The following is a 17,587-nucleotide window of genomic DNA, read 5'->3' on the forward strand; positions in this document are numbered from 1 at the left end:
CCCAACCCGGCAGCGCCTAGCAGGGTGTATACGGCAGGCGCAGCGGTGAGGCTTCACTCCAGGACGATCCGGCGTTGCTCATACGCTAATCCTGTGAAAACGCCTCCACAAACTAGGCATACTTGCCGGTACGGCATGACGATCCCTGAGCGTTCCAGCCGCTTATTAATTGCACTTAAGTCTTTCTTAAGGTAGACGCTTAATTAGAAGGGGATATACACCAACTTCTTGGTTTCAAAGTAAGGATCTTGGAAATAGCGATTTAGCGCCACTACTTCGACTTTGCGCTTTACTTCGCGCGTTTCTTCGTGCAAATCACCACCTTTCAGGCAGATGATCCCGTTGTGAATGGGGTGTTGGTAGTGCTTTACAATCTTTTTGCCTACCCACTGCATGATCTGTTTCAGAGGGGCTACTGCACGGCTGACCACAAAATCGTACATACCTGGCAACTGTTCTACCCGTGCCTGCTGGTACGTTACATTTTGTAACTGGAGGCCGGTGGCTACTTCTTCCACCACTTTGATTTTTTTACCGATAGAATCTACTAAGTGAAAGCGAGCTTCCGGGAAAAGAATTGCGAGGGGAATGCCCGGAAAACCGCCACCTGTGCCCACGTCCAGTACTTCGGTATAAGGAAGAAATTGCACAAACTTCGCGATGGCCAGCGAGTGCAGGACATGATGCGTGTATAACTGATCGATGTCTTTTCTGGAAATGACATTGATTTTGCTGTTCCATTCCTGGTAGAGAGGAAACAATTGCTCAAACTGTTGGACCTGATGCGCTGTCAGGTCGGGGAAATGTTCTTGAAGGATCTGGACCATGGGTAATAAAAAATCCGTAGCGGAAAACTACGGATCAAAAGGCAATTAAATCGCGTCTTTTCGGTTTTTTACCATGTCGTAGAGCAACTCACGGGCGCGGTGCAGTTGCGCTTTCACGGTGCCCAGCGGCGCGTCTAGCTCCTTGGCAATTTCATCGTACGAATACTCCTTGAAGTACCGCAGCTTCACCAGCGTTTGGTAACGAGGGGGCAACTTGGTCACGATCGTCCGCATGATGTCGATCTTCTGCGACTTGATGGCTTCCTCCTGCGGGTTGAGCGTGTTGTCACGCAGATCGATACCTACGTCCGAACCGTTGTCGTCCACATAGGTCGAACTGATGCTCATGGTATCGAGTCGCTTCTTCCGGATGAAGTCGATACAGTTGTTGGTCGCTACGCGGAACAACCACGTGCTAAACGTAAACTTTGGGTCGAACTTATCAAGGTTACGGAATGCTTTGGCGAAGGCTTCGATCGTCAGGTCCTCTGCGTCGTCGACGTTGCGGACCATCTTCAGAAGGGTGTGGTACACCGACTTCTTGTACTTTTTCATCAACTCGGCATAGGCTTTTTCGTCGCCCTCTTTCGCCAAGCGAATCAGTTCGAAGTCCTGAAGTGCCTTATCGGAAAATGATTTATTATCTAACTCCATTGGATGCGTTTAGAAAAGACCGCGGGCACCCCGAATATTACGTAGTAAAACACGTAGAAAAAGTCGAGGATCGGGAACAATGCCCAGTTGAAATCTTCCTCAAGTTTACGTGCAATACGGCGAAATACAAAAGTTTGTGCCCCGATTCTTATTAAGACGCCAACGGCAGCCAATGGCCAAAAGTTCGGGATGGTAAATAAAATTACGGCACTAAACCAAAACAGAAAATGCGAGAGGGAAAGAAGCCCCAGCATGGCTTTATCCGAAGATTTATAATGCTTGCTTACGGAGAGATGGCGGCGTTTTTGCCGATACCACTTTTGTAATGAAGTCTTTGGGATCGATACCGTTTGCGCGCCCCGATCCAAGCAAAGCGCCACGTTGTTGGGGCGGGCCACCGCATTCACAAACAAATCGTCGTCGCCTCCGGTAATGCGAATGTGGTTTGTAAAGCCCTTGTTCTGCATGAACAGGTACTTCCGGTAAGCCAGATTACGACCGACGCCCATGTAAGGACGACCCGCTGCCGCAAACGACAGAAACTGAATGGCCGAGAAAAACGTCTCGTAGCGAATGAGCGTGTTCAGCCAGCCGCGCTCCGACCGGTACGGCGCATAGCCCAATACAATCTCTTTCTCGTTCGAGAAGCTCTCCTGCATGTTACTGATCCATTGCTCGCTGCTCGGTACGCAGTCGGCATCGGTCAACAGCAGCACATCCCCCTTGGCGGCCTTAATCCCCAGCGTCAGTGCGTATTTCTTCGGATTCATTTCGTCCGGCGTTTCGTTGATCCGCACCAACCGGATTTTATCCTGGGTGTCGCGTTGCTGAAGCAGGTAGTCGTAGCAGGGATCGGCTGAGCGGTCGTCGACCACGATGATTTCGTAATCCGGGTGGTTTTGCTTCAGCAGCAAGGGGAGCAGTACCTGCATGTTTTCCAGTTCGTTACGGCAGCAGACGATTACCGATACTTTCTCTACTTTTCTGCCCGGAGACGAGGCACTGACCTGTAATGAGGAAAGACGCGCAAACACGCGGAGGTAAAACATCTGAATCAACAGACTTAGGGCAAAGATCCCGATAAGGGTATAAACGAAGTATAAATGCATGATACTGAGACAACTGACGCACCAAAAAGCCACCTGAAAAGGAGGCGGAAAGATAGCAAATAAAGCAGCCTGAAATCGGTAAATTTGCCGTTTCAGCGGAGCAGGTAAGGTATCAGCAAGGGGCGCTTATTCCCTTCATGCCAAACCTGAGTCTGGTGGCTTCAGTATTTTGTTAAACAAATAGCAACAGGTGAGTCGGAGGGGGTGTATTGTGACGGTAGATGTAAGGAACCTCACCTTTATCGAAATAAAAGGCACATGAAATTTACCCTGGTCGGTACCGACCTTCATTCCAAGGCTCGCTTGGGTCAAGTAGAAACCGCGCACGGCACAATCGAGACGCCCATTTTTATGCCTGTCGGCACGGTCGGCACCGTAAAAGCCGTCCAGCAGCGAGAGCTGCAAACCGACATCGATGCGCAAATTATCCTGGGCAATACGTACCATCTTTTTCTGCGACCGGGCCTTCCCATCCTGGAAAAAGCCGGGGGCTTACACCGCTTCATGAACTGGAATGGTCCCATTCTGACCGACAGTGGCGGCTATCAGGTCTATTCGCTGGCCGGAACCCGCAAAATCAAAGAAGAGGGGGTAACGTTCCGCTCCCACATCGACGGTTCTAAACACACCTTTACCCCCGAAGGGGTCATGGACATTCAGCGGAGCATCGGGGCCGACATCATCATGGCCTTCGACGAATGTCCGCCGTATCCGTGCGACTTTCGATACGCCCGCGAATCGCTGGACATGACGCACCGCTGGTTGAAGCGCTGTTGTGACCGATTCGACACCACCTCGGGTCGGTATGGCTACGAACAGACACTTTTCCCCATTGTGCAGGGTGGTGTATATCCGGAACTGCGTCGTCACTCGGCAGAAACCATTGCGGCTCTAGGACGCGAGGGAAACGCCATCGGCGGCCTTTCGGTCGGTGAGCCTACCGAGCAGATGTACGAAATGACCGAACTGGTCTGCGACATTCTGCCGACCGACAAACCACGCTATTTGATGGGGGTGGGCACTCCGGCCAACATTCTGGAAGCCATCGCGTTAGGCGTAGACATGTTCGACTGCGTGATGCCGACCCGCAACGCCCGCAACGGCATGCTGTTTACGACGCAGGGCATTATGAACATGCGGAACGAAAAATGGAAAAACGATTTTACACCCCTTGACGAAGGCTTAGGCGGGCACGTAAGTACCACTTATTCGCGGGCCTATGTACGCCATCTGTTTGCCAGCAAAGAAATGCTCGGTCCGCAGATTGCCAGCATCCACAACCTGACATTTTACCTGTGGTTGGTGCGGGAAGCGCGGCGGCACATTCAGGAAGGAACGTTTCTTGCATGGAAAAACCAAATGGTGGAGCAACTGATGCGTCGCCTGTAAACCCGGTTTGTTAAGCATTTGTCGTATGAAAATTCTGGATCGTTACCTGCTCAAAAAGTTTCTGACCTCGTATGTGTTCGTGGTCTTTGTGCTGGTATTGGTGATCTGCGTCATCGACTTTACGGACAAGAACGATAACTTCCTGAAAACCAACCCGCCATGGTCGGCCGTTCTGTTCGACTATTACTTTAATCTGTTTCCGTATTGGGCCAACATGCTGAGCCCCATCACCACGTTCATTGCGGTGGTGTTTGTAACGGCGCGGCTGGCTTCCCACACGGAAATTACGGCAATGCTGAGCAGCGGCATCAGCTTCAAACGGATCATGGTGCCTTACCTGATGGGGGCGGTCATCATCGGAGGAATGATTTTCTGGCTAACCGGCTGGGTCATTCCCAATGCAAATAAAACCCGCGTCGCTTTCGAAATCCAGTACACCAAAAATCCCTATTACTTCGATGGGCGCGACATCCACGTCAAAGTTGCACCGACCACTTACGTCTACCTGGAAAGCTACAATAACACCATCGACGTGGGGTACCAGTTTACGATGGAGGAAATCGACAGCCTGAAGCTGAAACAGAAATTGAAGGCCAAGAAGATCAGCTGGGATAAGGAAAAAGAGAAGTGGCACATCGACGACTATTCCGTCCATACCTTCCGGGGCGATCAGGAAGATATCACGTACGGCAACGCCATCGATACGACGATCAACCTGCAACCGAAAGATTTTGCCAGCACCTACGGCCTGCAGGAAACCCTGACGTTGACGGAACTCGACGAATACATCAATGAACTGAAAAGCCGGGGAGCCGATAACATTGCCACGTACGAAATCGAGAAGGCCCAGCGGTATACGTCACCCTTTGCCATTGTAATTCTGACCATAATTGGCGTCATTGTGTCGGCCCGCAAAACCCGCGAAGGTGCTGGGTTTCAGATTGCCCTCGGATTCTTTTTAGCATTTGTGTACATCATCTTCTTCCTGACCAGCCGCAGCATCGCGCAGGGGGGAAGCATATCACCCTATATGGCCACGTGGATTCCGAACATTGTGTTCGGGGGGGTAGGCCTCATCTTATACCGTTACGTACCACGCTGATGTGGAAAGATTACCTTCGTCTCCACTGGGTCATTTTTATCTGGGGGTTTACGGCCATCCTGGGAAAACTGATGATCCTGCCGTCCGTCGAGATCGTATTTTACCGCACGCTTATCGCGTTCAGCGCGCTCTACGTACTGCTCTACTTCCGCAAGCGCTCGCTGCGGATCTCGCAATCGCAACTCATCAAATTTCTGCTGACGGGTAGCCTTATCGGGTTTCACTGGATCTTGTTTTTCGGAGCGGCGCGTGTCAGCACCGTCTCGGTTTGCCTGGCCGGCATGGCCACGGGTTCGCTATGGACGAGTTTGCTTGATCCGCTGCTGACCCGGCGGCAGTTTCAGTGGTTCGAGGTAGGGCTGGGTGGCTTGGCGCTGGTGGGGCTGTACATCATCTTCCGGTTCGAATTCGATCATGCACTCGGGCTGACCATGGCGCTTGCTTCCGCCATTTTGGGCGCGGTCTTTACCATTTTCAACAGTCGCTTTACGCAATTTCAAACCCCGCTGGTCATCACGTTCTACGAAATGGTTGGCGCGTGGCTGACGGTCGCGCTGTTCCTGCCTCTCTACGGTACCTGGATCAGCCCGGACGGAATTCAGTGGCTTCCGGTCGGGTGGGATTACCTGTGGCTATTGTTGCTGGCGGTGGTGTGTACGGTCTATGCTTACGCGGAATCGGTACGGCTGATGAAGAAATTTACGGCCTTTGCCATCAACCTGACCAACAATCTGGAGCCTGTCTACGGCATTGTGCTGGCGGCGATCATCTTTGGCGAGCACCAGGAAATGACCCCTGAATTTTACATGGGCACGGGCGTCATCCTACTGGCCGTTCTGGCTTACCCGATCGGCAAACGCTTAACACGACGTCGGCAGCACGTCCCCACCATCATCGATTAGCGGAGAAGCTAAGGGATTCGTCGGCCTGCGGCTTTCGGAAGTCTTCCGTCATCAGTTCGTAAAGAATCTTTCCCCAGACCAGAATGCAGGGAACGGCTTTGATGGCGTATGGGCGAAAAAACTCCCGTTTGATGAATTTGGGGAACAGGTCGGTAGGCGAGAGGGCTGTGAAAACCAGGACCAGGACGAGCAACACCAGATCGGCCTTTGAGCGGGGGCGTATAAAGTACCAGATTGCTACGCCTGCAACGGCGATCACAAACGTGGGCGATTCGGCCATGTGATTAAAAATGATCACCCAGATCATCATCGAAGCCAGGAGCAACAGACGAAACGAGGGCGAGGCGTATTGTTGGACGCGTGCGTAGGGCAACAGAAAGAGAACTATCCCAACGCCCAACACGCCCAGCTTGGGTGCATCCCAACCGAACCAGCTGTGTAGCCAGCCCATCACCGAAAAGCCATAACTCCCGCCATGGTCGCGCGAAAGCAGCTCGCCCCATTGCTGGTAATAGTTTACCAATTCGGTCGGCGAAATAACCAACAGGGGCAACAGGGCCAGTACCAGCAGCCACCCCAGTCCCCACCCCAGGGCTTTGCCCTTTTGCGGATACAGCAGGAACAGGGCACCGGATACAATGCCAAAAATCTTGATAAAGCCGTTGGCCACGATCATCAGCATGGCCCAGGTAGGGTTGCGGTGCTCGTAAGCAACGTACGAGCCGATGAACAGGGCCGCGATGAGGGCATTGCTCTGAGCGTTTTGCAGATTCGTGAGCAGCTCTACCAGCGTGAACCAGAGCATGCGCGCTTTGGCCGGTTGCTGAAGCGGCAGGCGGCTGAGTGCCCAGTAAAGTGAGCCCGCATTCAGCAGGTTCCACCCGAAAAAACCTACGGCCGGAGGTAGCCACGCCAGCGGTCCCATGCTTAGCGCGAAGGTCGGCGAATATTTGAACAGGTCGGCGTACTCGGCCAGCGACAGTTCATATAAGGCCTGATGGTGGATCAGGTGAAAGAAAGAAGCCCTGAAGATCAGCCAGTTATTATACTGAGGGTAGAGATACCCCGAATCGCCCCAGGTCGCTTCGGGCTTCAGTACCTGAATGATCGAAGCAAGGAGGCCCAACAGCAAATACGCCCCCAGCAGCACCGGTGGCGCTTGCCAACGCGGGTGTTTTAGCGGAGAGAGCAAGGCCACAGCGCTTACTTTTTACGTGTCTGCTGGCGCTTTTGCTGGTCTTCAGCGGCCTTCATGGCAGCGGCCAGACGCTCCTGAAAACCCGATTTCTTCTTCGTTTTCTTCTTCTCTTTGTTGGCTTCCAGCTTGGCGCGAATCTTATCGTCATCCACAAACCGCTTGATCACGTTCTGCTGCGTGATGGTGATCAGGTTCGATACGAAGTAGTAGAAACTCAGACCGGCCGGATACGAATTTAGCACGAACATGAAGACCACGGGCATGATGTACGTAATCGACTTCATGGGGCCCTGCATGGTCGAGGCCTGCACCTGATTGTTGTAGTAAGTAAACGCAATTTGCGACGCCGTCATCAGCAGGGTAAACAAGCTGACGTGCGCCCCGAATCCCGGAATGGTAAACGGCAGATTGAAAATCGAGTCGTACGTCGAAAGGTCTTCGGCCCATAGGAACGGTTCCTGGCGCAGTTCGATTGCATTGGGGAAGAAGTAGAACATTGCCAGCAGGAACGGCATCTGCAACACCAAGGGAATACACCCGCTGATCGGGTTGATGCCTACTTGCTGGTAGAGCTTCATCTGCTCGGCCTGCATTTTCTGCATATCGTCGCCGTACTTGGCCTTCAGTTCGTCCAACTCCGGTTTCAGCACCTTCGTTTTGGCGGTCGAAAGGTACGAACGGTACGAGAGGGGCAGCAGGAACAACTTGATGATCAGCACCATGACAATGATGATGATGCCGTAGTTGCTGAAGACCTTCTCCAGAAGCTGGAACAGGTTGATGATGATGAACTTGTTGATGAAGGCAAACAGCGTCCAGCCCAAGTACACGTTGTCCTCGAAGTCGGGAGCGACTTTTTTCAGGATCTTGTAATCGTTAGGACCGAAGTAGAAGCGGAACTGCGCCCCATTGCCCTCTTGCAACGCCGATACCGGATACGAAAGCCGTGCCTCCACGTTTTTGACAATCGTCTCGCTGTTCGGGATCTGGGTCGTTAACTGAGCATTTGGAAAGGGCGCACCGTCGGCGATCAGGGCCGAGGTGAAAAACTTGTGCTTAAACGACACCCATTGCAACGGCTCTTCCGGAGTCGCGGACTGCGGATCTTGCGATTTCGCGTCCAACTCATCGAAACCGTCCTCAGCGCCGTAATAATTGATCGTGGCCATGGCCCGGCTCTGCTGGATGTCCTTTTCCATGTTGGGCATCCGATCGCGCCAGTCCATCACCAGATTCTCAGAACGCAACACGCCATCCAGGCCGGAAGCTTGCAGCGCATACCCGATTTGGTAGCCCTGCCCCGCCAGGGAGTACGTCTGGCGGATGGTGCCACCGGCCACGGGCAGCGTGAATGTTACCTGCTGGCTATCGCCTTCGGCAATGGTCAGTTGCGCAGGAGCATCGGTTTGGAAGTACAGATCGGCCAGGTTGATGTCGCCATTGGCCGTTCCGAGCAAAAGATCGAGTTGGGCATTCTGCTCATCGAACAGCACCAGGGGTTGACCCTGATACGTTTTGTACCCTTTCAGTTCAACGGTTTTGATGCGACCACCGCGTGTATCGAGTGCAATTTTAACGTCCTGGTTTTCCAGTACGATTTCGCGGGCCTGGCCCTGCAGGGCGTTGGCAAACGAGCCGTAGCGCTGCTGATTTCGCACCTCGCGCACCGAATCGGGCAAGGCCTCGTCGGGTTCGGAGGCGGCCACGGGGGTATCGGCGACGGAGTCAAGAACTTGTTCTGTTCCGCGCTCGTCGGGCGGAGAGGAGACAGGCTGTGGTCTGAAGAAAAACCAGTAGCCCAATAAAATGGCAAAGATGAGGACGAACCCCGTTAATTGATTCCGATCCAAGTGACGATCCGTTGAATGGTGAATACGTTAAGCCCGTTGCGAAGAAGTGCCGCGCCCCAAAGGCCAAGGCGCCGGTGCGGTAACGCCCACACGTGGCGTGCCCGCTGCGCACAGCACTCCTCCATTTCAGGGGCGCAAAGATAAGGATTTAGCTACGGACGGGCACTACATTTTTGTGCTTGGTGTGCTGAATGGCTGCGTGGACAAACCGGGCAAACAGCGGGTGCGGGTTGAGCACCGTACTCTTCAGTTCCGGGTGGTACTGTGCCCCCAGAAACCACGGATGGTCGGCCAGTTCGATGATCTCCACCAGTCCCGATTCCGGATTGATGCCCACCGGGAGCATCCCTGCCGCTTCGAACTGGTCCAGGTACTGGTTATTGAATTCATAGCGGTGGCGGTGCCGTTCGCTGATGAGTTTCTTGCCGTATACGTCGTAGGCTTTGCTGCCTTCTTTCAGTTCGCAGGGATAAGTTCCCAGGCGCATAGTGCCGCCCATTTGGGTCACCTTCTTCTGATCTTCCATCAGGTCGATCACCGGGTGCGGCGTGTTAGGGTCCATCTCGCGGGAGGCCGCGTCTTTCAGTCCCAGCACGTTCTGTGCAAATTCTACCACCGCGCATTGCATCCCGAGGCAAATGCCGAAGAACGGCACTTTGTTTTCGCGGGCGTAGCGCACAGCGTTAATTTTTCCCTGGATGCCCCGCTCGCCGAAACCGGGAGCTACCAAAATGCCGTCCAGGTCTTCCAGCAGCGAAAGCGACTCCAGGTCTTGCAGTTTTTCCGACTGAATCCACCGGATGTTTACTTTGCACTCGTTCTGAGCGCCTGCGTGCACAAACGATTCTGCGATCGACTTGTAGGAATCGCGCAGTTCCGTGTACTTCCCGATCAGGCCGATGGTGACCTCTTCCGTGGGGTTTTTCAACCGACCCAGAAAATCTTTCCACGAATCGATATCGGGTTCCTGGCGCGACTCCAACCGCAGTTTCGACATCACGCGCTCGTCGAGCTTCTCTTTCCGCATCAGCAGCGGCACGTCGTAAATGGTCTCTGCGTCGATCGACTCGATCACCGAGTTGATGTGCACGTTGCAGAACAACGCCATCTTCTTGCGAATGTCGAGCGGCAGGGGATGCTCGGTCCGGCATACCAGAATGTCGGGTTGCACACCGGCTTCCGACAGGCTGCGCACCGAGTGTTGTGTCGGCTTGGTTTTCAGTTCGCCGGCCGACCGGAGGTACGGCACCAGCGTCAGGTGAATCACACAGGTGTCTTCCGGTTCCACATCCCAGCGGAACTGGCGTACTGCCTCGATGAACGGCAGCGACTCGATGTCGCCGACACATCCCCCGATTTCGGTGATGATGATGTCATACTTCCCGGTTTCGCCCATCAGGCAGAAATTCCGCTTGATTTCGTCGGTGATGTGCGGGATGATCTGAACGGTTTTACCCAGAAAGTCACCGGCCCGCTCCCGGGAGATGACGTTGTGATAAATCCGTCCGGTCGTCACGTTGTTGTTCTGCGACGTGGGAATGTTCAAAAACCGTTCGTAATGACCCAGGTCCAGATCCGTTTCGGCCCCGTCGTCGGTGACGAAACACTCCCCGTGTTCGTACGGATTGAGCGTACCTGGATCGACGTTCAGGTAAGGATCGAACTTTTGGATGGTGACGGAAAAACCCCGGGCTTGCAAAAGTTTAGCCAGGGAGGCGGAGATAATACCTTTTCCTAAAGATGATGTGACCCCGCCGGTAACGAAGATATACTTGGTAGACGCCATGCGTGTGCTCCTCTGTATTTGGTGTACCTACGGGATACAAAGGTACGTTTTTCCGTCAGATTGCCCGCTCCCTTTGGAAAAAAGTCGTGAAAAAAGCACAGCTCTATCCGAAGCCCTTATCTTTGAATGTGTTGTTGTGCGAAACCTCCGGGTGGCCTCCCGTCGGGACGCCCAACGCCTGAAGGTGCAGCGAGTCGGCGGCCGACTTCGCGGGCACAACGACGAGATAAGAATGCCTCTCATTATTTTTTGCGTACGCTAGACTGATCCGGACGTCATGAGCATCGGTACATCTTCGGGAAAGTGGGGTAGACGGGTAGGAAGCGTGCTCGTCCTGGTGGCGGGCGTGGGCGCCTTGCTGACCATCGGCTTGGCGCTGGGTTGGTTCCGTACTACCGGCGCGTGGGTCGTCGGCGGGCTGGGCGTGGTGTTGGTGTGGAGCATCTGGCAGTGGCAGGGGGCGGTTTTACGACACCGGCGTGCCGAGCAAGCACTTCAGGCCCTGCAAGCGGAACCAGGCGCAGCCAACGCTGTACACTCCAACATCGCTGGTCAGGGTCCCGAGCTGCGGCTGGAAGAGAGCCGACAACTACTCCAGGCGATTCTGGATTTTTCGCCGACGATCATTTTTGTGAAAGATGTAGAAGGACGCTACCTGATGGTGAACCGGGGGTACAGCGAGTTCTACGGCCTGACTGAGGACGCCATCCGGGGGAAGAACGATACGGAACTGTATTCAGAGGCCGTGAGTCAGATGCTGCGCGCCCACGATCAGCACGTGCTGGAAACCGGCACCCGGCAAAGTTACCTGGAGCGTGTGCCGTTCCACGGTGAGGTGCGCGACTACATCAGCGTCAAATTTCCGTTGTACGATGCGCGAGGCCAGGCCATTGCCGTGTGCGGCATTGCTACCGACATTTCGGAACAGATCAAAAACGAACGCTTACTTCGGGAAAAGGAGCAGAAAATTCAGCTGGCGGCGGAAGGGGCCGGGCTTGCCCTGTGGGAGTGGGACCTGACAACCCATACGCTCCAGGCCGACAGCCGGCTGTTCGAGCTACTCCATCAGCCCACCGAAACTACGACGTTAAACCGAACGGCCACACTGGCGCTGATCCATCCCGACGAGCGGGCGGGCCTACGGCAGGCGTTGACGGGTTATCTGGACCAACCTACGACTCCGGCTGCGCCTTTTCGCCTCGAACTGCGCTTGCTGACCGGGACGCGCGAGTGGAAGTGGGTTTTGGTGCAGGGCGTGCTCCGTACCCCCGAAACCGACGGACAGCCGCGGCGGCTGATCGGCATTGTGCAGGATGTCGATGCACAAAAAAAATACGAGCAATCGCTCGAGCAGCAAAACCAGAAGATTCTGGATACCAACCGCGAACTGGAGTCCTTCAGCTATACTGTCTCGCACGACCTGCGTGCGCCTTTGCGGTCCATCGATGGGTTTGTCCGCATTCTGCGGCAGGAGTATACCGACGTGTTCGATGCCGAAGGCCGTCGCATGCTGTCCGTGATCGAAGACAGTGTACAACACATGAACCGCCTGATCGAAGCGCTGCTGAACTACTCGCGGTTGGGGCGGTTGGAAATCAGGCGAACCACGTTGCCCACTGCGCCCATTTTTGAGGAAGTTTTTCAGGAAGTGAACGCGACCTACGGCGGAAGTGCGCAACTGCGGCTTCCCGACGCACTACCGGCCGTTTTTGCTGACCGCAACCTGTTGCGCATCGTCATCTGGAATCTGGTGTCGAATGCTTTAAAGTTTTCCGCAAAAAAGTCGCGCCCCCTTGTGGAAGTCGAGGCAACCAGCGACGAGCATTACCATACCTTTATTATAAAAGACAACGGCGTGGGGTTTGATATGAAAGATGTCGAGAAACTGTTTCAGGTGTTTCAGCGGCTGCACGTAGCGCATCAATTTGAGGGAACCGGCATCGGACTCGCTACCGTGGCCCGCATCGTCAAGCGTCATGGCGGGCAGGTGGCGGCGGTGGCGGTACCGGGACAAGGCGCCTCGTTTACCTTTACGTTACCCGTGCATCAGCCGGTGGCTTCAACCTGGGAGCCAGGGTCCGCGGTGGCGATGGATGTATGAGTGCCTTACTACAGGAGCGCGAAGTAGACGCTTGGCGCAATAAGCACCACTACCGCCTAACCTGTGCCGCGGCCCCACGTTACTAATCCAGACACCACCACCGCTTATCACAAATTCTCTATGGACCCCTCGGATTTCACCGAACGCCCCATCCGCATCCTGATTCTGGAAGATTACCTTAGCGATGCTGAACTGCTGGAGCGTGAACTCCGGAAAGCCAAAATCGTATTCGAAGCGCAGATTGCGTCTACGCAAGAGCAGTTTATGGCCTACTTGCGCGAGCCCCCGGACCTGATCCTGGCCGACTATACGGTGCCGGGTTTCAACGGGCTGGAAGCGCTGGAAATCGTCCGGCAGCAGTACCCTTTTCTGCCGTTTGTCTTCACCACCGGGACGCTGGGCGAGGAACGGGCCGTAGAAACGCTGCAAAAAGGAGCGTCCGATTTTTTGTTGAAAGACAACATCCACCGCCTGCCGTTTGTCATCCGGCGCGTGCTGCGCGAGGCGGAAGAAAACCAGGCCCGCCGCCGCGCCCAGGAGGCGTTGCAGAAAAGTGAGGAGCGTTACCGACTGCTGGCGGAAAGTACCAAGGACCTGATCGGGTTACACGAAACAGAAACCTTTGCCTACACCTGGCTGAGCAGCTCCGTACAGGAATTGCTGGGCTTTGCGCCGGACGAACTGCTGGGGCGTCCGTTTGCCGAACTGGTGCATCCGGACGATCGGCCCACCCTGGCCAAGTTGCAGGCACATCTGCGCCTCCACCAAACGCTGCCCTTCGATCGGCTGGAAGTACGGATGAAACACCGGGACGGTAGTTTCCGGTGGATGGACAAGATCATCAAACTGCGCCGGAACGGCGGAGCCGTGCAACTGCAGTCGCATTCGCGCGACATCACCGCCTACAAACAGGTGCTCGAAAAGCTGATCCAGACCAATACCGAACTGGAGAACTTTGCCTACATCACGTCGCACGACCTGCGCGCACCGGTCGTGAACATGCAAAGTTTGATGCGCATGTGCGACCGGTCGGGTGCCAACCACGAGAAAAACCTGCGAATCATGGAAAAGCTGGACCATGCCGTCGAGCAAATGGCTCTGACGCTGGAAGACCTGACCGAGATTGTGGAGGTGCGGAAGGGGGGGAGCGTCTACAAGCGCCCGGTGGTGTTGTCCGAGCTGATGCAATTTGTACTCGAAAGCATCGAAGAGCAGATTCGTCAGACGCAGGCGACTGTGCAGGCCGACTTCGACGCCGCCCCCGTCATCACGTCGAATTACAGCTTTTTGCGCAGTATTTTACAAAACTTGGTGACCAACGCCGTGCGCTACCGCCACCCGGACCGTGCGCCCCAAATCCGAATCGAAAGTACGCCGGCGTCCGGTGGCATCTACATTCGGGTCGCCGACAACGGACTAGGCATTGATCTGGCCCGATACAGCGACCGCCTTTTTCAGTTGCATCAGCGTTTTCACGAGGGCACCGAAGGCCGGGGCATTGGGCTGTACCTGGTAAAAAAGCAATTGGAAGTGTTGGAAGGGCACATCGACGTGGAGAGCGAGGTCGACGTCGGTACTACGTTCCGGATTTTCCTGAAAAACTTTGCCTGAACCTCGCCCGCGGCTTAACCGAAGCGGCGGGGGCGCGTACATTAACTCACGCTAACGCATCACAAAACAGTCTATGGGGGCTTTGCAACGAATCATGATCGTGGACGACGACCACATCCATCACTTTGTATACGAAGAGATGATTGCCGATACCCAAGTGGCGCAAGAGGTTCTGACGTTCGCGCAGGCCAGCAAAGCCCTGGATTTTCTGGGCGATGCCTGCCACGATGCCGACCAATTGCCGGACCTGATTCTACTGGATCTGAACATGCCGCACATCAGCGGCTGGGATTTTCTGGAGGCTTATCAGAAGATACGTCCCGATTTTGCCAAAGATGTGGTGCTGATGATTCTCTCTTCCTCGGTGTATCAGAAAGACATTGATCGGGCTCATGCCTACGAAGACGTTGCCGATTTTGTGATGACGCCCCTGACGGAAGACAAACTGCGTACCATCCGCGATCAGTTTTTTGCGACGTCTTAATAACAAGAAGGCGACTAAGATGCGATGAGCTGCTGCTGGTAGCTTTTGGGTGTGGTGCCGACGTATTTTTTGAACGTACGGATAAAATACCCGGCGTTTTTAAAGCCGAGCTCGAACGCCACATCGGCCACGGTCTTTTGTGGATCGGCCAGTCGCTTCTTGGACAGGCGAATGCGCTCCCGGTTAATGTACTCGATGGGCGCTACGCCAAACTCCTGCTTAAAGTGGCGTAGAAAACTGGCTTTGCTCATGCAAGCCTGGTCGGCCAGTGCCTGGAGGGTGATGGGGGTCGCGAGGTTTTGACGGATGTAATTGGCCGTAAATTCAATGCGGTGTCCGTGCGCCGACGGACGGCTGTATTCCAAAATGACCCCCTGGAGTGGCGTCTGCATGGTGCGGATCAAGAGTTCCGTGATGTTCGTGTCAATCAACAGCTTCTTACAGGAAACTTCTTCCTCCATCACCTGCAACAGCTTGGTCACCGACCGGAACACCTGCTCGCTTTTTACACGGCTGTACCGTGACCGCAACACCTGCCGGTCCGAAATCTCGTCCTGTCCGTCCGAGTAATACTCGTTGATCAACGAAAGGGTATCGGCCACGCGTTGCATCGGGAACTCGATCACCATACATTGCACCGGATTGGCGTACGAGGTGCGCGGAAACTGCAGGTGCTCCTGGGTGCCGGGCAGCAGCAGAAATGATTCGCCCGTGAGCAGATCGAGATTCTCGTCGCCCAGTTTCAGCATGGCGTCTCCCCGGATAATTGCAATAAAGGTAAGGTACTGACTCTGGAGAGGAACGTTCTGGTGGGGGTCAAAAAAGTTGTAAACCGTTAGAAATGTCTCTTTTACCTCGAAAAGAATGCTCTTTTTAAGTAAAAAATCGGGTTCTAAATTGTATTGTGGGATGAAAGAACTCATTGAAAAGTCATTATGAGTATATTGTGATATACTTTGAGTCGATAATGTAATTTTCGTAGAGTAAAAGTATCCAATTTTGACAACACCACCAATTAGTACAGCTGTTCAGGCAACCATAGTACAATTCGTCACAGTTCCTCGGTACTGGATCTACTTGCAACCCAATTCACACCAAAAGGGTGCCAAGTAAAAACCGAACACCAATATACTTCCGGCCTTCACCAAGGCCGGAATTATTTTTTTAAGCCCGCTGCAACTCTGTAATCTGTGTCCCGCGATACGAAGCCAAAAAGCTCCCTAGTCGATCCAGGGCGGGTCCAAGCGTCTCGACTGGCGGCAGAAATACCACCCGGAAGTGATCCGGTTCCGGCCAGTTGAAGCCCGTGCCCTGCACCAACAAAATGCGCGTCTCCTGCAGAATGTCTAGAATAAACTGCTGGTCGTTTTCCACCCGGAACCGCTTCAGATCGATCTTGGGAAAAGCATAAAACGCGCCACGCGGCATTACGCACGAGATGCCTTCAATTTGGTTGAGTTTTTCGATGCAAAGGTCGCGCTGCTGACGTAGCCGTCCCTGCGGAAGGGTCATCTGCCGAATGCTCGACGGGCTGTCCAGCGCAACCGTAATGGCGAACTGCGTGGGCACATTGCTGCACAAACGCATGCTGGCCAACGTCGTCAGACCTTCCAGGTACGATTTGGCCTCGGCGCGGCGCCCGCTCACCACGGCCCAGCCCGCCCGGAACCCCGCCGCGCGCGAGTTCTTCGACAAACCGTTCATGGTAACGCAAAGCGTTTCTTTTACGTACGAGGCGATCGAATGGTGCACCGTATCGTCGTAGAGAATCTGGTCGTAGATTTCGTCCGAGTAGAGCACCAGCCGGTGGCGCTCGGCGATCTTGGCCATTTTTTGCAATAGCTCTTCCGAATACACCGCGCCGGTCGGGTTGTTGGGGTTGATCACCACCAACGCTTTGGTGCGGTGCGAAATTTTGGATTCGAGGTCGGCCAGGTCGGGCATCCAGTCCGACGCCTCGTCGCAACGGTAATGCACCGCCCGTCCACCGGCCAGATTTACCGCCGAGGTCCACAGCGGATAGTCCGGCGAAGGAATCAGCACTTCGTCGCCATCGTTCAACAGGGCCTGCATGGTGAACATGATCAGCTCACTCACCCCATTGCCCACGTAAATGTCTTCCATGCGCACGTCGGTAATGCCCTTCATGGCGCTGTAGCGGCGAATCGCTTCGCGTGCCGCCGGCAGTCCGCGGGTATCGATGTAGCCTTGCGCGTGTACCAGATTCTGTACAATCTCATTGACCAGTTCCGTCGGCGTAGTGAAGCCGAACGGCGCGGGGTTGCCAATGTTCAAACGCGTAATGTTATGACCGGCCTCTTCCAGTTCGCGAGCTTTCTCGAAAATGGGGCCTCTGATTTCGTAGTTGACTTGGTTGAGCTTACTGCTTTTGCGGATCATACGTTGACTTACGTAAAAAACGACCGAAGGGGGTAAAGTACTGAATAAGAATTAGTTTCAGGAACGACTGCTCCCCCGCGGGTCATAGGTTTGTGATGGAAGACTGTTGTTAAGGCCGGGATTTGCTTGATCCCAAAACGAAAGGTAGGAACTTTATTGTGCTGTTTGCAAAGA

The 17,587-nt window shown here is 54.3% G+C and carries 14 protein-coding genes; 6 read left to right on the forward strand and 8 right to left on the reverse strand.

Going from position 1 to position 17,587, the window contains the following annotated elements; genetic code table 11:
• Positions 1–203 precede the first annotated feature (203 nt).
• The 3 genes from rsmG to BLR44_RS26580 are packed head-to-tail and all read right to left on the reverse strand — an operon-like array spanning position 204 to position 2,590.
• A complete protein-coding gene (gene rsmG / locus BLR44_RS26570; protein ID WP_089688200.1) occupies positions 204–827 on the reverse strand; it encodes a 16S rRNA (guanine(527)-N(7))-methyltransferase RsmG in 624 nt (207 codons plus the stop codon).
• A 45-nt stretch (positions 828–872) separates the two neighbouring features.
• Complete coding sequence (locus tag BLR44_RS26575) at positions 873–1,481, reverse strand: RNA polymerase sigma factor (RefSeq protein ID WP_089688202.1); 609 nt, start codon at positions 1,479–1,481, stop codon at positions 873–875.
• Complete coding sequence (locus BLR44_RS26580; RefSeq protein WP_089688204.1) at positions 1,472–2,590, reverse strand: glycosyltransferase; 1,119 nt, start codon at positions 2,588–2,590, stop codon at positions 1,472–1,474. Before BLR44_RS26580 ends, BLR44_RS26575 begins: the two co-directional genes overlap by 10 nt.
• Before the next feature lie 258 nt (positions 2,591–2,848).
• Here BLR44_RS26580 and tgt point away from each other — a divergent pair, with 258 nt between their 5' ends.
• The 3 genes from tgt to BLR44_RS26595 are packed head-to-tail and all read left to right on the forward strand — an operon-like array spanning position 2,849 to position 5,983.
• Entirely contained in the window at positions 2,849–3,979 is a 1,131-nt protein-coding gene (gene tgt, locus BLR44_RS26585) for a tRNA guanosine(34) transglycosylase Tgt (protein ID WP_089688206.1), read from the forward strand.
• 25 nt (positions 3,980–4,004) lie between these two features.
• On the forward strand, positions 4,005–5,081 hold the full coding sequence (locus BLR44_RS26590; protein WP_089688208.1) for an LptF/LptG family permease: 1,077 nt from the start codon (positions 4,005–4,007) through the stop codon (positions 5,079–5,081).
• Complete coding sequence (locus tag BLR44_RS26595; protein ID WP_089688210.1) at positions 5,081–5,983, forward strand: DMT family transporter; 903 nt, start codon at positions 5,081–5,083, stop codon at positions 5,981–5,983. The genes BLR44_RS26590 and BLR44_RS26595 overlap by 1 nt, the downstream gene beginning before the upstream one ends.
• On the opposite strand, the gene BLR44_RS26600 is transcribed toward BLR44_RS26595, so the two are convergent.
• The 3 genes from BLR44_RS26600 to BLR44_RS26610 form a co-directional block, all read right to left on the reverse strand.
• On the reverse strand, positions 5,973–7,181 hold the full coding sequence (locus BLR44_RS26600; protein WP_218127205.1) for a glycosyltransferase family 87 protein: 1,209 nt from the start codon (positions 7,179–7,181) through the stop codon (positions 5,973–5,975). The two genes, BLR44_RS26595 and BLR44_RS26600, sit on opposite strands and share 11 nt — an antisense overlap.
• Positions 7,182–7,186: 5 nt before the next feature.
• Entirely contained in the window at positions 7,187–9,031 is a 1,845-nt protein-coding gene (yidC, locus tag BLR44_RS26605) for a membrane protein insertase YidC (protein ID WP_089688212.1), read from the reverse strand.
• 148 nt (positions 9,032–9,179) lie between these two features.
• Positions 9,180–10,817, reverse strand: a complete 1,638-nt coding sequence (locus BLR44_RS26610) for a CTP synthase (RefSeq protein ID WP_089688214.1) — start codon at positions 10,815–10,817, stop codon at positions 9,180–9,182.
• Positions 10,818–11,094: 277 nt separating this feature from the next.
• Between BLR44_RS26610 and BLR44_RS26615 the strand changes: the two genes are divergently transcribed.
• The 3 genes from BLR44_RS26615 to BLR44_RS26625 all read left to right on the forward strand — a co-directional run bounded on the left by BLR44_RS26615 (position 11,095) and on the right by BLR44_RS26625 (position 15,013).
• Positions 11,095–12,918, forward strand: a complete 1,824-nt coding sequence (locus BLR44_RS26615) for a sensor histidine kinase (RefSeq protein WP_089688216.1) — start codon at positions 11,095–11,097, stop codon at positions 12,916–12,918.
• 120 nt (positions 12,919–13,038) lie between these two features.
• Positions 13,039–14,529 (forward strand): sensor histidine kinase, encoded by a 1,491-nt coding sequence (locus tag BLR44_RS26620; protein ID WP_089688218.1) that lies wholly within the window; start codon positions 13,039–13,041, stop codon positions 14,527–14,529.
• Between the two features lie 82 nt (positions 14,530–14,611).
• Positions 14,612–15,013 (forward strand): response regulator, encoded by a 402-nt coding sequence (locus BLR44_RS26625; RefSeq protein WP_176956230.1) that lies wholly within the window; start codon positions 14,612–14,614, stop codon positions 15,011–15,013.
• 14 nt (positions 15,014–15,027) lie between these two features.
• Here the strand turns inward: BLR44_RS26625 and BLR44_RS26630 are convergent, their stop codons facing one another.
• Both BLR44_RS26630 and BLR44_RS26635 read right to left on the reverse strand, forming a co-directional pair.
• Positions 15,028–15,936, reverse strand: coding sequence for a helix-turn-helix transcriptional regulator (locus BLR44_RS26630; RefSeq protein WP_089688222.1), 909 nt, complete (start codon positions 15,934–15,936; stop codon positions 15,028–15,030).
• 241 nt (positions 15,937–16,177) lie between these two features.
• On the reverse strand, positions 16,178–17,413 hold the full coding sequence (locus BLR44_RS26635; protein WP_089688224.1) for a pyridoxal phosphate-dependent aminotransferase: 1,236 nt from the start codon (positions 17,411–17,413) through the stop codon (positions 16,178–16,180).
• Between the last annotated feature and the right edge of the window lie 174 nt (positions 17,414–17,587).

This window comes from Catalinimonas alkaloidigena, assembly GCF_900100765.1.
Taxonomy (GTDB): Bacteria; Bacteroidota; Bacteroidia; order Cytophagales; family Flexibacteraceae; genus Mooreia; species Mooreia alkaloidigena.

What these genes read in the sequence shown, in the direction of transcription:
- rsmG (WP_089688200.1), bottom strand. Translation starts at nt 827, where the DNA reads ATGGTCCAGATCCTTCAAGAACATTTCCCCGACCTGACAGCGCATCAG.
- BLR44_RS26575 (WP_089688202.1), bottom strand. Translation starts at nt 1,481, where the DNA reads ATGGAGTTAGATAATAAATCATTTTCCGATAAGGCACTTCAGGACTTC.
- BLR44_RS26580 (WP_089688204.1), bottom strand. Translation starts at nt 2,590, where the DNA reads ATGCATTTATACTTCGTTTATACCCTTATCGGGATCTTTGCCCTAAGT.
- tgt (WP_089688206.1), top strand. Translation starts at nt 2,849, where the DNA reads ATGAAATTTACCCTGGTCGGTACCGACCTTCATTCCAAGGCTCGCTTG.
- BLR44_RS26590 (WP_089688208.1), top strand. Translation starts at nt 4,005, where the DNA reads ATGAAAATTCTGGATCGTTACCTGCTCAAAAAGTTTCTGACCTCGTAT.
- BLR44_RS26595 (WP_089688210.1), top strand. Translation starts at nt 5,081, where the DNA reads ATGTGGAAAGATTACCTTCGTCTCCACTGGGTCATTTTTATCTGGGGG.
- BLR44_RS26610 (WP_089688214.1), bottom strand. Translation starts at nt 10,817, where the DNA reads ATGGCGTCTACCAAGTATATCTTCGTTACCGGCGGGGTCACATCATCT.
- BLR44_RS26615 (WP_089688216.1), top strand. Translation starts at nt 11,095, where the DNA reads ATGAGCATCGGTACATCTTCGGGAAAGTGGGGTAGACGGGTAGGAAGC.
- BLR44_RS26620 (WP_089688218.1), top strand. Translation starts at nt 13,039, where the DNA reads ATGGACCCCTCGGATTTCACCGAACGCCCCATCCGCATCCTGATTCTG.
- BLR44_RS26630 (WP_089688222.1), bottom strand. Translation starts at nt 15,936, where the DNA reads ATGAGTTCTTTCATCCCACAATACAATTTAGAACCCGATTTTTTACTT.
- BLR44_RS26635 (WP_089688224.1), bottom strand. Translation starts at nt 17,413, where the DNA reads ATGATCCGCAAAAGCAGTAAGCTCAACCAAGTCAACTACGAAATCAGA.